We start from the raw sequence: 15496 nt of genomic DNA on the forward strand, positions 1-15496 counted from the left end.
TTCTCCTTTACTTATATATTTTATACTTCCAACATCTTAATAAGTTCTTCTGCAGCCCTTTGTGCAAAAGCTTTCTCATTTATATTATTATCCATCTCTACTATATTAACTTTATCTTTGTCGATATTATTTTTTAATGTATCAAACAAAGCTTCATCCTCTTTACTTCCATAAAAAGGCTGATCCGGTGCATCAATCATTGATACTCCTTTTAACGGTAGTATCAATACGGTCTTGCCAAAAGATGCATTTAATTTTTCTGCAATCTTTTGACCGAATTTTATATTTTCTTCCACTGTAGTTCTCATCAGAGTAACTGTCGGATTATGTTTATATAAATTACGACTTTTAAATTTCTCCGGGATAGTATCAATCGGTCCGAAGTTTACCATATCAAGTGCACCAACAGAAACAACCTGCGGAACATGATTTCTTCCTGCCGCTTCCAGTCTGTTAGGTCCGGCACCAAGTACTCCTCCGACTATTTCATCACACCACTCTGTTGTTGTAATATCCAGTACTCCTTTGAAAAATCCTGCATCTATCAGGGATTCCATAGTCTTTCCACCTGTTCCTGTTGCATGGAACACAAGTACTTCATAACCACGCTCTTCCAAATACTCTTTGGCAAAATCTACACATGGAGTGGTTACTCCAAACATTGTAGCGGCAATCAAAGGCTTTTCATCTTCCTCAACTTCTTTTATCTTATCCGCCATTCCCACCATTCCTGCAATGGCAAGTACTGCATTTTTAAATATTGTTTTTGAGATTTTATTCAGACCTGCAACATCTACTATTGATGGCATCATTATTATGTCGCTTGTTCCCACATACTGAGATACATTTCCGGAAGCCATGGTGGAAACCATCATTTTAGGTACCCCGATAGGTAAGGCTCTCATTGCAGGTGTTACAAGTGATGTTCCTCCGGAACCTCCAAATGAGATAATACCGTCAAACTTCCCTTCGGCATAAAGTCTTGGAATCAACAGCTCCATTCCCTTTGATAAAGCTTCTGTGGCCATTGCCCTATCTCTTCTTGAGACAATATCTTCAATATCATAACCTGCTTCTTTTGCAATTTCTTTATTTGATACATCAACCTCAATCTCAGAATTAAATACGCCTGTATTTATCATATATGTCTTTAATCCGAGCTCTTCTATCAACTCTTTGACATACAAAAATTCTTTTCCTTTAGTATCAAATGTTCCTGCTACGGCGATAGTTTTCATCTAACCTTTATACTCCTTTCTTTTTAGACTTGTTACGATTCCCTATAAATAATCATGCTTTAATAATACCCTAAATACAAAAAAATTAAATGTCATTATTTTATGTTTTATTGTGTTTATTTTATATTCTAATTGTATTTTATATATTAAACCTTGTCCTTATATTATCTTTCATAATATAAGAACAAAAAAACAACCCCTTATCAATATTGAAAGAGATTGTTCCTCATAATATTATTTATTTTGTTTACGATATATTTCCGGAGAAACTCCTATATACTTCTTAAAAATTTTGGTAAATTGAACATAATCCGTATAGCCCACCGACATACCTATTTCTTTACAGGAAATTTTCCCTTTTTTCAAGAGTTTTTTAGCTTTATTGAGCCTAAACCAAATCAAATATTCTGTAAATGACATACCCGTATCTTTTTTGAATCTTATACTGTAATAAGTTGGTGATATATGCGCCACCAAAGCCAGATCTCTAAGTTGAATAACTTCCATGTAGTGCTCTTCAATATATCTTTTTGCCATCTCGGTATAATCTGCCGTATTTAAATTTCCGTCTATAGCTTTTACAAACAAGTCCTCACTGTTAAACTCTCCATAACTTTTAAAGGCCTTTGTTGTATTATGAATCGCCCTTTCTATAGGTATTCTCTCAAATGTAGATCCACCTATATATCCCTGACAGCTCGTATTTTGATACATATACCTCATATCTATAGGTGTACTTGCCGGCCCTGAATAGATCATTCTTATAATATCTTTACTTTTTGACTCACAAACTTTAAATATATCTTCTGCCAGTCTATGAGCATCATATAATGACAAAGATCTCTTTGCTCCCAAAAAACCTCCCTTTGTAAGCCCAAGGTGAACACATATAGCATCAGCTCCGGCATCTATCATTCTCTTTGCCTCATATTCTGTAGTTACAAAGGCCACCGTAAACAAATCAAAGTAATTAGCAAGCTTTATTGCCTCAATCTCTTTTTCAAAAGAAGTGCCCTCCTCCTCCAATGCCTCACGAAACTTCCCGTCTATCAAAGCCAATGTGGGGAAATTGACAATACCCGCAAATCCGCTCATTTTTATTTTCTTGATATATTCGTATAGGTTTATTTCCGGATCTGATGCCAATACTCCAAATAATATGGGGATGTTTTTTATAATAGGCAACAGTTCTCTTGTACCCAATTCCATAACAATGTCATTACTGTTACCATAGCATAGATAGCTTGCATAAGAACTTCTTCCGGTAATACGATATTTTCCTGCACTGAGAGCCATTATAAAGTCTACGCCCCCCATGGCGACATATTTAGCTGTCATACCCGATCCCAAAGCCGCTCCGATAATATGACCGTTTACATTGATTTGTGCATGCAACATCTTTTTTATTGTTTCTCTATCCAATGTTTTTATGTCCCCCGTGCTGTTTATATTTCTTACTTTGTTTTATTATAAATACATATAAAACAAATATCAAATCTATTCAACAAAACTTTCTCTTAAACCTTGACATTCCACTTAGAATATCCTAAAATTATATTCGCGTTTAGATTGAACTGTCCGTGTCCAGGCTTCAATATAAACTTTTAAAATTAAAATTTAATTCAACAAAAAAGTTATTTATTTATTGGAGGTAAATGTGGCTAATATCAAATCAGCAAAGAAGAGAATTCAGGTTGCTTTAGTTAGAACAGAGAGAAATAAGTCTATCAGATCAAAAGTAAAGACTGCTATTAAGAAAGTTGACAGTGCTGTTGCAGCAAATGACAAGAAGCTTGCACAGGAGAACCTTAAGAATGCTATCGTTGAGATTACAAAGGCAGCATCAAAGGGTGTATATCACAAGAACAATGCATCTCGTAAGGTTGCAAGACTTTCAAAGGCTGTTGATAGTATCAATGCATAAAACAAACTCCAATGACCGTCATCATTGGAGTTTTTTATTTCACCTGCCGATTTTGGCAGGTGATTTTTTATCTGCTTATAATCATTTTACAAATCTTATTTCCTTGACTTGAGAATTTCTCCTCATATTCCGTCATTATATTTCCTTCAGATTCTTTTTCCGAATGAAAGTCAAAGCTGCAAAAATTAAGTTTCCACTTTGAATCCTTTACCACATCCAAAGAATATTCAAATAACCCTATATTATCGGTCTTAAATTCTATTACACCATCCTTTTTCAATATAATATCGTACACATTTAAAAAATCCGGTGATGTCAGTCTTCTGTTTGCATGTCTGTCCTTCGGCCATGGATCTGAAAAATTAAGAAAGATCTTGTCCACCTCTCCTGCCTCAAATATCTCTGAAAGTTTCTTTGCATCTGCACATAGAAACCTTAGATTATCTATGCTCTTCTCTTTTTCAAGGTTTCTTTTTCTTTGTATTGCTTTCATCAATACACTTTCATATTTTTCTATACCGATAAAGTTTATATCCTGATGTGTTATCGCCATATTTCTGATAAACAGTCCCTTACCCATTCCTATCTCTATCTGCAAAGGTCTTTTCTCCTCAAAGATATCCTGTATACTTCCCTTTAATTCTATTGCTTTATCTTCTCTGATACATTCCTTTGCATCTGTTATAAAGTCCTCACAGCCCTTTATATGTCTAAGTCTCATTATTACTACCCCATTTCCTATATAGCAATTTAGTATACATTATATCTGATAAAAAAAGCAACAGGCATTTAACCTGTTGCTTATAAAATAACTTATTGTTCTGTAGCCTCTCTCTTTCCAAGAGTTATTGTTACAGTCTTTTCCACATAATTACCGCTTTCATCCAACCTTTGAACTGTCAAATCCACTGTTTTTCCACTCTCATAATATGTAAGCATATTTTTGAGGCTTTCCATGGATCTTACACTCTGCCCATCAAATTTTGTTATGATATCCTTGGCCTTTAAGTCTGAAGAAGCTGCCGCTCCACCTTCTACAACCTTGTAAACATATATACCCTGTGGCATGTCATATGCCTTAGCCATTTCCTCATCTATATCTTTTCCCTGTATTCCAAGATATCCCTGATTCTCTGCCGCAACAACCGTCCTGGTTTCTTTGCTTGAAAGTTCAGCAATAAGATCCTTTACTGCAGAAATAGGTATGGCATAGCCCATTCCTTCAACATCGGTATCGGAATATTTAGCCGAATTTATACCGATGACTTCACCCTTCATATTAAGAAGTGCGCCGCCTGAGTTTCCCGGGTTTATGGCTGCATCTGTCTGAAGAAGATTTCTTGATGTACCTCCCTCAGTCTTTACTTCTCTGTTTAATGCCGAAATATAACCTACAGTTACAGACTGGCCATATCCAAGTGCATTACCTATGGCAACCACTCCCTGTCCAACCTTAATATCATTTGAATCGCCTATATTTGCAATACTTATCTTTGACAATGTATCTTCTGAAAGATCTGAAAGCTTAATCGCCACAACGGCAACATCATTGTCGCTGTCTCCTCCCTTTACGGAAGCTGTAGCCTTTGTTCCGTCATTAAATTCAACTTCCAGACTGTCGGTATCTGCAATAACATGATTGTTTGTGACTACCAAAAGTTCAGTATCTGTTTTTCCGACTATAATACCTGAACCGCTTGACTGTGCTTCATAACTTTGTGTTCCGAAGAAGCTGTTCTGTGTAATCTCGGCTTTACCATAAATAGCTACGACTGAAGGCATAGCCTTGTCTACAATTGTAGACACATCCATATTTGAAAGATTTGTTGCAGGTGCCGCAGTGCTTTCACTGTCACTCTTGATATCGGTTTGATTTCCTATAACAATATTGTCTTTAGTTTCTACATTACTTGCAATATAGCTGTTTGCAACGGTATTTACACCTACCATTACTCCACCGGCAACAAGTCCGAATACCGCCGCACTTGCTACAAGACCTACAGCCTTACCTACTTTTGATTTCTTTCGCTCCTTACCCTTACCTTGGACTTTTTGAGGCTGTGCGGCAAGAGCCCTTGCTCGTACATCTTCTGACTGAGTTGTTCTATAAGTTTCTCTACTATTTCCCTCAATGTTTGCATTATTATTCACCTCATCATTTGTATTTGTTTTATCTAAACTTACCGTATTAGCGCTGCTGTCGGACTCTGTTTCATTTTTGGCTATATTTTCTGCAGCTTTTGCAAGACTGTCTGTGTGTCTTTTTATAATACTGTCTATATCCTTTTGCTCGGACTGAGTATCAATGCCGATTTCATCTGCAGTATTTGTATTTGAAATCTCCGTCGTGTTCTCTGTATTTGTTGTATGCTCCTGTGCATTGTTTATCTCATTATCAAATTCATCTCTATCAAATCCCATATTCTTATTCGCACGATTAAGTGCGCTCCTTTCATGTATTAAAAAAAGCATTGGTAGCTTTCCTTTTATGGTTTATAGTCTACCAATGCTTTGTGTCTAATTTGTGTTCAAAGTTAGTTTAAATTGTGTTTTTTATTCAGGTTTCGCTTCCACAGTCTGTGAAACTGTACTTCCGGGTCCCACTACATTAGGTGCAGGTGCTACAGTTTCTTCTTTTGCACCGGTAGTCAAAGGTTCCACTGTAGATTCTTTAGGACTCTTTCCGGACTTTGTCTGGGCCTGAGTTGTTTCACCCGGACCGTTTGATTTTCTGGGCTGAGCCTCACCGCTTGCTGCAGTAGTCTCGCCCGGTCCGTTTACCTTCTTTGTCTGAGTTTCAGATGTAGTGTTTTTCTTGTTCTGAGCCTCGGTTGACGAAGTTATAATCTCCACATTTGAACCCTTTGAGGCCTGTGTGGTCTCTCCCGGACCTACATTTACTCCGGTTTTTGAGCTGCTTGTGGTCTTATCCCTTTCAGCCGCACTTCCCTTCTCGGTAGGCTTTATATAGTACTTATTTCCGTCACCGTCTGTGTAATAATCATTTTCTTCATCTTTATCTATCCAAACGGTTTCACCGTCTTTATCAAGCTGATAATACCTTCCGTTATTGTCTATGTAGATATCTACACTCTTTTTGGTCTCGGCTTCAGTGGTAGATTTCTTCTTACTCTTGGTTTCTTTATTATCTTCATCATCGTTATTTTTATTCGACTTATATCCGCCGCTGGTTTTTACTCGCTTTATACTGTCACCGTCTTTATAAACTCCGGTATCTGATGAAATTCTGTCACTGTAGGCCTTTACTTTTGCGGAAACTTCATAATTTTCATCACCGAAGAGATACTTGTGAAGCTCCAATACATTACTTTCAAGGTTTACAGGAACTACTATAAATCCCTTTGTACCGAGAGTCATATCATCCAACTCAAACGGAAAACCTGCAGTATCTTTTAAGTTATATTTTCCGAAATCATTTATTACATCAAGACCGTCCTGCCATGTAAGATTTGTCGCTACCATAGAAAGCATATTTCCAAGCAAATCATTCAACGTCTTAAGGTCGGCCTTCTTTGCCTTTTCAAATGCAAGTTCAATAACCTTTCTCTGTCTTTCCGTTCTCTGGTAATCTGTGTCCATATATCTAAGTCTTGCATATGCTACAGCCTGAACACCGTCCAAATGCTGCATTCCCGGTGCCTTTAACTGTACAGATCCTATTCCTGTTCCCTTTACTGTTTCTGTAATATAAGAGTTTATATATTTAAACTCCGGCTTTGTGACTTCTATATCTACACCGCCCAAAATATTTATTGCTGTTGCAACTGCCTTCCAGTTAAATGTAACATAGTCTGTAATATTAAGATCCAAACTGTCATTTAGCATCTTAACAGCTCTTGCAGGTCCACCATAGCTATATGCATGTGTAGCCTTCTGGAATGAATTCTTACCTACATCAAGGTATGTATCTCTATATACAGATACAAGCTTAATGTCTCCTGTAGCCTGATCTATTGAACATATAATTATAACATCGGATCTGTTTCCTTTTCCGACACTGTTGTCTCTGGAGTCTACACCGAATAATGCAATATTTCTATATCCTCTCATCTCCTGAAGCTTTTTTTCCGACAAGCCGGTGTTTGCCACCTCTTCCACATCATACTCCGGGCGTTGGATTTTGGAATATTGTTTCAACGCATAGGCATATGCAAATATAACGCCCAGAACAAGCATCTCTGCTATAAGCATTGTTATGAAAAAAGCAACTTTTGATTTTTTCTTTTTTCTGGACTTCTTTTTTTCTTCGCTCATTATGATCCTCCTGCTAATAAGCATTCTTATTGATAAATCCCTTAAATATCGTCAAAAACATTATCTTGAAATCAAAACCTAAAGTCCAGTTTTCAATATAATATAAGTCATGGTCTATCCTCTTTTGTATTGAAGTATCCCCTCTAAACCCGTTAACCTGTGCCCAACCGGTAAGTCCCGGTCTAACTTGATGTTTTATCATATAATGCGGTATTTCTTCTCTGAACTTTTCCACATAAAACGGTCTCTCAGGTCTTGGACCGACAAGTGACATATCACCTTTTAAAATATTAAAAAACTGAGGCATCTCGTCAATACTTGTCTTTCTTATAAACCTGCCTATTTTCGTGACTCTGGGGTCATTTGGAGTAGTCCATTTTGACTTTTCCTCTGACGGCTTTTGCACAGCCATTGAACGGAATTTATACATTTTAAAAGGTTTATTGTGTAAACCTACTCTTTCTTGAGCATATATTATGGGGCCACCGTCTGTCAGCTTTACCAATATTGCGGCAATTAACATCCATGGTGAGAACAGTATTATACCAAATAATGCCCCGAATATGTCAACTATTCTTTTTATATATGCATTGTGTAATTCTGTAAGCGGCACATGCCTGATATTTATAACCGGCAGTCCCTGTAAGTCCTCTATGTATGGAATAGTTGGGATAAAATTATTGTAATCAGGTATAAACTTTGTATGAACACCTGATTTCTCACAGTCATTTACTATCGCTTCCAAATGTTCATATTCTTTTATACTTAGAGTTATTGCTATTTCATCAAGCACATTCATCTCTAATATCATATGAAGATTCGCTACGGTTCCTATCACCTTTACACCGTTATAACTGAATCCTCGTTCTTTATTGTCATCCAAAATACCCCTGATATTATATCCCCACTCAGGATTTTGTTTTACTCTGTCTATATATCCTTCAGCAGCCCTTGAATACCCGATTAATAAAATATGCTTCTGATTATATCCCTTTTGTCTTATATTCATTAAGAAAATCCGTATTGAAGTTCTCTCAACTATCATAAGTACATTTGACAGAATATAGAAGATAATTACCAATCTTCTTGAGAAGTGATGCATATTCATATTTTTACCACCCAGATAGAGTGTCAATGTAAATATCAACCATCCTATGGAATTAGCTTTGAATATATTTGCTATCTCACTTCTTCTTCCCGAAACTCTCTTAGGAGTATACAGTTCAAAAAATTCATAGAGTATCAAAAAACCCGGTATAATTATTATCAGAGCACTGAAATACTCCTGTGCCGACAATGCAAGCAAGGCATCATCATTATAATACATTATAAGATAAGCTATTAAATAACTTAAAAATATAACCAGAGCATCTAGAAGTATATGTAGCCTGTTTAATCTCTTCTGGTTTTCTTTAATCATATATTGCTCCATATCGCAATCTTATGCGATAGACTTCTTTTCATTATTCGTAAAATCATATATCAATTTTACAACCAAACGCAAAATCATTTATTACATTTTACTTAATCTTTAGTAACAGTTCTCAACTGCTATGCCTTTTTATAAATCTATACACATATTCAAATGTTCCGGCGATTATTTCGCCTTCAAGAGCCAATATATCCGTTTTTTTGATTTCCGAAAAATCAACCCTTTCACACTCTCCCAGATTCTTAAATCCTTCTTTAAGTCCGCTTATATAGTCTGCCAGAAATCCCTTTTTGAAGAAAAATGCCGTTTTAATCAAAGTTCCCAATAAAAGAGGGAAAAAGTTAAATGCTATCTGCAGGTTTGTCATGTTTTTATAAATCAAATAAATATTATTTCTTGCCGCAAGTCTTACTTTAAAGGAATTGTATTTTGATCCTGAAGTTGCACTTCCGAGATGATATACCTTGGCCCTTGGCTCAAAACCGATAATATATCCTCTAAGTCTCGCTCTGAAACTTAAGTCCATATCTTCCAAATATGCAAAATGCATTTCATCAAAATAACCTATTTCATCCAGGATGCTCTTCCTGTATATACTTGCACCCGCACATGCTGAAAATACGGCTCTTCTTTTTGTAAAATCCGCCACCTTTTCTCCAACACCTATCTGATATCCCCAGCCAAGAAGCGAATATCCGTCTCCGGCATCATCCACAAGCTCCTTGTCATGAGCATTTATCATCAAAGGATTAACCGCAAATATTCTATCCGACTTCTCTATTGCATCAACAAGCATTTCCACATAGTCCGGAAATACTTCGGTATCATTGTTCAACAAAATAACATATTTACTGTCACAGGCTGCAAGGCCTACATTTACTCCACCCGCAAAGCCAAGGTTTTCATCCAGATAAATTGCTTTTATATTCAGATTGCTTTCATAACTTTCAAGATCTCTCAGATAATCTACAGACTCGTCTTTCGAACCGTTGTCTACCACCAAAATTTCAAAGTTTTTATAAGTTTGAACTCTAAGCGATTCAATGCAATCCTTCATAAACTTTATGCCGTTATAGTTCGGTATTATTATTGTTACTTTACTCATCTTTCTCCCGGATACCTAAAGGTATTTTTTTATCTTCTCGTCAATAAACGGTTCGCCAATTTTTTCATTCAACAAATCTCTAAGTGCAAAGTTTGACTTACGCAGTGTAAGATTAGGATTGTAATACGGATCTCCCTTTGCCAGTATTTTGGGCCATCTCTTCATAAATGTTGCAGTCTCTCTGTTAAATCTTTCGATTTTTTCCGGACTGTCTTCAAGTCCTCTTGACTTTGACTCATAGTGATAGAAAAGCGCATAAGGATTATAAACCACAAGATAGTTTTTAGCCCTTACCTTCATGCAGAAATCAATATCATTAAACGCAACCGCAAGATCCTCACTAAATCCTCCAACCTCTTCAAATACAGATTTCTTTGTTATAAGTGCCGCAGCTGTTACAGCTGAATAATCCTGCAATGTAAGTGCCCTGTGGAAATAGCTGTTTTCCACCTCTGAAAGTCCTATAAAGGTATGTCCTGCCACACCACCAAAACCTATAACCACACCTGCATGCTGTATGGTATCATCATTATAAAGGAGTCTGGCACCTACTATACCTACATCCTCTCTTACAGCATACCACATCATCTCTTCTATTGAAGTCGGATTTATCAGCTCAATATCATTATTTAAGAAGAAAAGATATTCACCGTTTGCAAAGTTTACACCGAAATTATTGATAAGAGAATAGTTAAATTCTCTCTCCCAACGCACAACCTTTACATTGTCAAACTCTTTTTGAATCTTATCATAGTAATCAAAAGTCTTTTTGTCGGTAGAGTTGTTTTCCACAACAATAAACTCAATATTCTTATAGCTGCTCTTTGTCATTATAGAGCGAATCGCCAAATCAAGGTCCTCTCTGTGGTCCTTGTTTGGAATGATAATAGATAGTAAAGGCTTATCTTCCATAATAAAGTACTTATGATAAATACCGTAGTCCACACCCTTATCTATCTTCTCTATAGGCAATGACTTTCCTACTCTTTCAATATGTGCCTTTATAGCTCTTGCACCCGCTTCAAATGCATATAATTTACTTTGCGGATTTGATGCAGTGGAGTTCATATGACATCTCCAATGGTATAAAACCTTTGGTATATGCACTATCCTCTTTGCATTCTCAGTCACTCTGAATATAAAATCATAGTCCTGTGCACCGTCAAATGCCGCGTCAAACATTCCTGCCACATCAACGAGTTCCTTCTTTACTACAAAAAGATGGCAGATATAATTCACACTCTCCAGTAAGTCAATATTAAAATCAGGCTTAAAGTGAGGGTCAAATAATGAACCTCCGTCCATATCAAGCTTATCTTCATCAGAGTATAAGCAATCACAGTTTTCTTCATTTATTGCCTTTGCACATTCATACAATGCATTCTCGGTAATAACATCATCATGGTCCGCAAGTACTATATAGTCACCGCTTGCCATCTTAAGTGCTTCATTTGTATTGCCTGCAATACCTAAGTTTTTACCAAGCTTATTGTATTTTATCTTGCTTCCTGTGTTTTTTTCTTCTATATATTTTTTTACAAATTCCTCTTTATCCTTACCGTTCTCACTTCCGTCAGCCAGGCAAACCTCAAAGTTTGTATAAGTCTGTGCAAGAATTGAGTCAAGCAACTCTCTGAGGAAATTGTCGGGAGTTGCATAAAGAGGTATAACTATCGAAAATACAGGAAAATACTCAAACTTTTCCGCTCTTTGTGCAGCCAACTCTTCCTTTGTAGGCTTGGTCTTTTCATACCATTCTGTATATTCGTAATCATTGTCCATGCCCTGTATTTTACTTTTTGACTTTCTGATAAGAGCTCTAAGGCCGTTCTTTTTCATGAAATTAAAAGCCACCCTTACAGTTTCCATATTGCAAAGATCTTTAAGTTTTTCCATTCTTTTATAAGATACACTTGAGCGCTTATATATAAGCTCCTCATTGTATTTTATTTTTTTCTTTTGATTATCAATCGCTATCTCGAGGTAATAGTCTTCACCCCTTTTATAATCAAATTTGATATCAAAACCATAATCTTCATCATACACTTTCCCAAAATACACCTGACTTACATCATCTCTTCTGGTCTTAACATATTTGAAGTCAACACTTTCCATTTTACTGTTGTAAACACAAAAAGCAGGCTGTGAACCGGGTTTCTTACCCACTACCCAACCGTTTAATGTGATATAATTCTCGCGTATGCGAACATAATCCACCTTATATTTCATAAAGTATCATTCCTTTTTTATAATATTATATACTGTTTGGCACAGCTTCTATTCATCAAAATTGATTCTTTCCTCTTCCACAACCAATGGTCTCTTCATTACTCTCTGGTTGATGGTAAGTATATACTCTCCTATAAGTCCTATAAAGAATATCTGTATTGAACCTAGGAAAAGCATGCCTATAAGTATAGGAGCCATACCTGCCGGAAATCTGTCCCAGTATACCAGTTTTAAGATCAAATATATTACCGCAATAATCATTGATATACCTGAAAGTATAACACCGGCAAACGTTGCAAGTCGCAGTCCCACCTTGGTATATGCCGTAATTGACAGCATAGCCGCATCATAAAGTCTGTATAAATTATTGCTGGTAATTCCCGCTCTTCTTTGAGGTTGTTCATATGGAATTTCTTTCCTTCTAAATCCCAGCTCGGCAACTATTCCTCTGAGGAAAGGAACAGGATCGTCCAAATTTCTCATAACATTTATAAATGCCTTATCATAGAGTCCGAAACCTGTAAAATGCTCTATCTGCTCTACCTCTGAGAGTTTCTTTATAGTTTTGTAATACAGGCTTCTAAGATGATACATTATCTTATTTTCCTGACTGGACTTCTTGATACCGATAGCTATTTTATAGCCTTCTTCCCAGGCAGCCACATATTTTGGTATCATCTCCACCGGATCTTGAAAATCTGCAGCCATCAACACTGTAGCATCTCCGGTACTTTGCAGCATTCCGTAATAAGGTGAATTAAACTGTCCGAAATTTTTAGCATTAAATATACCTTTAATGCCCTTATCTGAATTGCACAGTTCCCTTATCAACTCTCTTGTATTATCTTTTGAATCATTATCAATAAAAATAATTTCATACTCATATGATGAAAGATTTTTCTTAAATTCTTCTCTTATGGCATCTGCCATAGGTACCACATTTTCCTCTTCATTAAAACATGGTACAACTATACTTATTTTTTTCATTCTACCATCCCGTAAGTATCATTGTCTTTATAACAGTATTGCCCTTGTCCCTCATAAGTTCAAGAGCCTGTTCTACATTTTCAAAACCTTCAAATGTATGTGTAATCAGTTTTTCAGGTGTAAATCTTTTATTCTTTACCATTGAAAGAAGTCTTTCCATTCTGACTCTACCGCCTTTTCCAAGCTCCATGTATACGCTTTTGCCGGACATACCTCTTCCTGAAGAAAACTTCGGTATCTCCATACTGCCGTCGCCTGTAAAAAGCTTCAAATTTACAACCTTTCCGACACCATATCTTACCATATCTATGGCATCTGAAAAAGACTTATCATTTCCTCCGGCTATGATTACCACATCTGCTCCCTTGCCATTTGTTGCTTTAAGAACATATTCTGTAATATCGTCATTCTTATATGATATAACTTCACTTGCTCCGTACTCATACGCCAAAGGTACGCTTGCTCCTCGGCTTCCTACCGCAATGATCCTTCCGGCACCGCGAAGTGCCGCACCACATACCGCCATAAGCCCTACACCACCGATTCCAAGCACAACAACTGTATCTCCGAAATTGACCCTTTCGGCACCTGTGAAACCTGTAGTTGCCATATCCGTGCACATAAGTCCGTTTCCAAGACTTACACCCTCAGGCAAAATAGCCAAGTTTAAATCCGCATCAGCCACTTCAAATTCTCTTGCAAAAACTCCCGGCGTACTTCTTCCCAAAGTATTTGCACTGAAGTTTGCTCCTGCATGTAAAAAATTTCCGTCCTGTATATCTTTGTCATGAAAATTCGGTGTCATAGACGGAACAACAACCACATCACCCTCTTTAAAGTCTTTGACTTTTTCACCGACTTTTACAATCCTTGCAACTGCTTCATGTCCCAAAATAAGATTATCAGGTTTCTTTGAGCCGGATCCGTATACGGTATTTACATCAGATGTGCAAACCGATATCGCTACCGGTGTCAATATAGCATTATATGGATCTGAAAGTTTTGGACTTGGCAAATCTATAATTTTTGCTTCGTTTCTCCTTATAAGCGCAAATGCCTCCATGGTATATCCTTTCAATAATATTTCTTATCTAATTATATATCTTAAATGCAAATGGAACAATAGTGTTAATATAAACAAAAAATGCTTATACCGACATACTAAGAAGAAATCTTTCAATAGCGGTATAAGCATCTTTTTCATTCTTTTAAAATCATCAAAATCTCATTAATTATCTTTTGTCACCGACAAAAAATACTGCAACTGTTCCGGGACCTGTATGTGCACCGTTTACATGGCCTATATCTTTTACTTCTACATTTCCCTTTAAATTCGGAAAACGAGCCTCAAGCATACTTGCCAACTTATTTGCTTCTTTTTCTGAATCTGCATGGCTGATAAAACATTTTCCGGTATATCTCTTTCCATCAACGGCCTGTGTTTCCATTCTTGAAACTATAGCCTCCATGGTCTTTTTCTTGGTCTTTACTTTTTCAATAACCACTAACTTGCCTTCTCCGTCTACACACATAAGCGGACAGAAATTCAATGTCTTTCCAATCTTAAATGTAAAATTAGTCAGGCTGTCTTCTCTTAAGTAGGTAGTCAAATCTGTAGAAAAGAACCAATGATTGATATACTTTTTAGAGTTCTCCGCATAGCTTTTCAGCTTGTCAATAGGCATTCCCTCATCTCTTTTGTCTGCTAAAATGTCTACCAACAGGCCCATACCGGCTGATGCAGACAAAGAGTCTACTACATATAATTGTCTTTCAGGATAATTCCCTTTAAGTTCCTTAACTGCTTCCATCGCTGATAGATACGAGTCGGATATACTTGATGATAAACAAATATGCAATACATCCTTACCATCTTCCAAGAACTTCTTAAAGTATTCCTTGTATTCTGCCATGTCGATTTGACTTGTTGTCGGAATTTCACCATTTCTCATTCTTTCGTAGAAATCCGACAAAGGCACGCTCTCTCCCATACTTTCATCATATGTATTGCCACCTATTGTATATTTACAGTCTATATGATGAATATCCCTACTAGAGTAATACCCGTTAGTCATATCTGCGGTGGAGCTGCATGATAAAATATAGTCCTCCATGACTATACCTCCTAACGTTTTTTGTGACCCAACCAAATGGAATTTGATACCAAAGCAACATTTACGTCCCATCAAAAATGCTCTGATATAAGGACCGGTCAATCCTTTTTTTCTGTCTTTACATATCAAGTCAATCTAATGTCAATTTGCAAATTCTTCTGCAACTCTATAATAACATACTTTTAGGCTATT

At 36.6% G+C, this 15496-nt stretch carries 12 protein-coding genes; 1 reads left to right on the forward strand and 11 read right to left on the reverse strand.

Annotated features, from left to right (window positions below; translation table 11 throughout):
* Positions 1–20 precede the first annotated feature (20 nt).
* Positions 21–1238: a Tm-1-like ATP-binding domain-containing protein gene (locus tag HMPREF1140_RS09380; protein WP_009663593.1), complete on the reverse strand. Its 1218-nt coding sequence runs from the start codon at positions 1236–1238 to the stop codon at positions 21–23.
* Between the two features lie 234 nt (positions 1239–1472).
* Entirely contained in the window at positions 1473–2660 is a 1188-nt protein-coding gene (locus tag HMPREF1140_RS09385) for a phosphoenolpyruvate hydrolase family protein (protein ID WP_009663622.1), read from the reverse strand.
* A 235-nt stretch (positions 2661–2895) separates the two neighbouring features.
* Between HMPREF1140_RS09385 and rpsT the strand changes: the two genes are divergently transcribed.
* Positions 2896–3162 (forward strand): 30S ribosomal protein S20, encoded by a 267-nt coding sequence (gene rpsT, locus HMPREF1140_RS09390; RefSeq protein ID WP_007594531.1) that lies wholly within the window; start codon positions 2896–2898, stop codon positions 3160–3162.
* Positions 3163–3229: 67 nt separating this feature from the next.
* Here the strand turns inward: rpsT and trmB are convergent, their stop codons facing one another.
* The 9 genes from trmB to HMPREF1140_RS09435 form a co-directional block, all read right to left on the reverse strand.
* On the reverse strand, positions 3230–3883 hold the full coding sequence (trmB, locus tag HMPREF1140_RS09395) for a tRNA (guanosine(46)-N7)-methyltransferase TrmB (protein WP_009663631.1): 654 nt from the start codon (positions 3881–3883) through the stop codon (positions 3230–3232).
* Between the two features lie 92 nt (positions 3884–3975).
* Positions 3976–5583, reverse strand: a complete 1608-nt coding sequence (locus HMPREF1140_RS09400) for a S1C family serine protease (RefSeq protein WP_035620294.1) — start codon at positions 5581–5583, stop codon at positions 3976–3978.
* Positions 5584–5715: 132 nt separating this feature from the next.
* Complete coding sequence (locus HMPREF1140_RS09405) at positions 5716–7437, reverse strand: LCP family glycopolymer transferase (protein ID WP_009663639.1); 1722 nt, start codon at positions 7435–7437, stop codon at positions 5716–5718.
* A gap of 13 nt (positions 7438–7450) precedes the next feature.
* Positions 7451–8857, reverse strand: coding sequence for an undecaprenyl-phosphate glucose phosphotransferase (locus HMPREF1140_RS09410; protein ID WP_009663623.1), 1407 nt, complete (start codon positions 8855–8857; stop codon positions 7451–7453).
* A gap of 124 nt (positions 8858–8981) precedes the next feature.
* Positions 8982–9974, reverse strand: a complete 993-nt coding sequence (locus tag HMPREF1140_RS09415; RefSeq protein WP_009663590.1) for a glycosyltransferase family 2 protein — start codon at positions 9972–9974, stop codon at positions 8982–8984.
* A 15-nt stretch (positions 9975–9989) separates the two neighbouring features.
* Positions 9990–12203: a glycosyltransferase family 2 protein gene (locus HMPREF1140_RS09420; protein WP_009663644.1), complete on the reverse strand. Its 2214-nt coding sequence runs from the start codon at positions 12201–12203 to the stop codon at positions 9990–9992.
* A 48-nt stretch (positions 12204–12251) separates the two neighbouring features.
* Entirely contained in the window at positions 12252–13190 is a 939-nt protein-coding gene (locus tag HMPREF1140_RS09425; protein WP_009663598.1) for a glycosyltransferase family 2 protein, read from the reverse strand.
* A gap of 1 nt (position 13191) precedes the next feature.
* Positions 13192–14253 (reverse strand): zinc-binding dehydrogenase, encoded by a 1062-nt coding sequence (locus HMPREF1140_RS09430; protein WP_009663614.1) that lies wholly within the window; start codon positions 14251–14253, stop codon positions 13192–13194.
* A gap of 169 nt (positions 14254–14422) precedes the next feature.
* On the reverse strand, positions 14423–15304 hold the full coding sequence (locus HMPREF1140_RS09435; RefSeq protein WP_009663627.1) for a DegV family protein: 882 nt from the start codon (positions 15302–15304) through the stop codon (positions 14423–14425).
* Positions 15305–15496: the final 192 nt, after the last annotated feature.

This window comes from Lachnoanaerobaculum sp. ICM7, from assembly GCF_000287675.1.
Classification (GTDB): domain Bacteria; phylum Bacillota; class Clostridia; order Lachnospirales; family Lachnospiraceae; genus Lachnoanaerobaculum.

Coding starts and splice junctions, on each gene's coding strand:
- HMPREF1140_RS09410 (WP_009663623.1), bottom strand. CDS start 8,857: ATGATTAAAGAAAACCAGAAGAGATTAAACAGGCTACATATACTTCTA.
- HMPREF1140_RS09415 (WP_009663590.1), bottom strand. CDS start 9,974: ATGAGTAAAGTAACAATAATAATACCGAACTATAACGGCATAAAGTTT.
- HMPREF1140_RS09405 (WP_009663639.1), bottom strand. CDS start 7,437: ATGAGCGAAGAAAAAAAGAAGTCCAGAAAAAAGAAAAAATCAAAAGTT.
- trmB (WP_009663631.1), bottom strand. CDS start 3,883: ATGAGACTTAGACATATAAAGGGCTGTGAGGACTTTATAACAGATGCA.
- HMPREF1140_RS09420 (WP_009663644.1), bottom strand. CDS start 12,203: ATGAAATATAAGGTGGATTATGTTCGCATACGCGAGAATTATATCACA.
- HMPREF1140_RS09400 (WP_035620294.1), bottom strand. CDS start 5,583: ATGGGATTTGATAGAGATGAATTTGATAATGAGATAAACAATGCACAG.
- HMPREF1140_RS09425 (WP_009663598.1), bottom strand. CDS start 13,190: ATGAAAAAAATAAGTATAGTTGTACCATGTTTTAATGAAGAGGAAAAT.
- HMPREF1140_RS09430 (WP_009663614.1), bottom strand. CDS start 14,253: ATGGAGGCATTTGCGCTTATAAGGAGAAACGAAGCAAAAATTATAGAT.
- HMPREF1140_RS09435 (WP_009663627.1), bottom strand. CDS start 15,304: ATGGAGGACTATATTTTATCATGCAGCTCCACCGCAGATATGACTAAC.
- HMPREF1140_RS09380 (WP_009663593.1), bottom strand. CDS start 1,238: ATGAAAACTATCGCCGTAGCAGGAACATTTGATACTAAAGGAAAAGAA.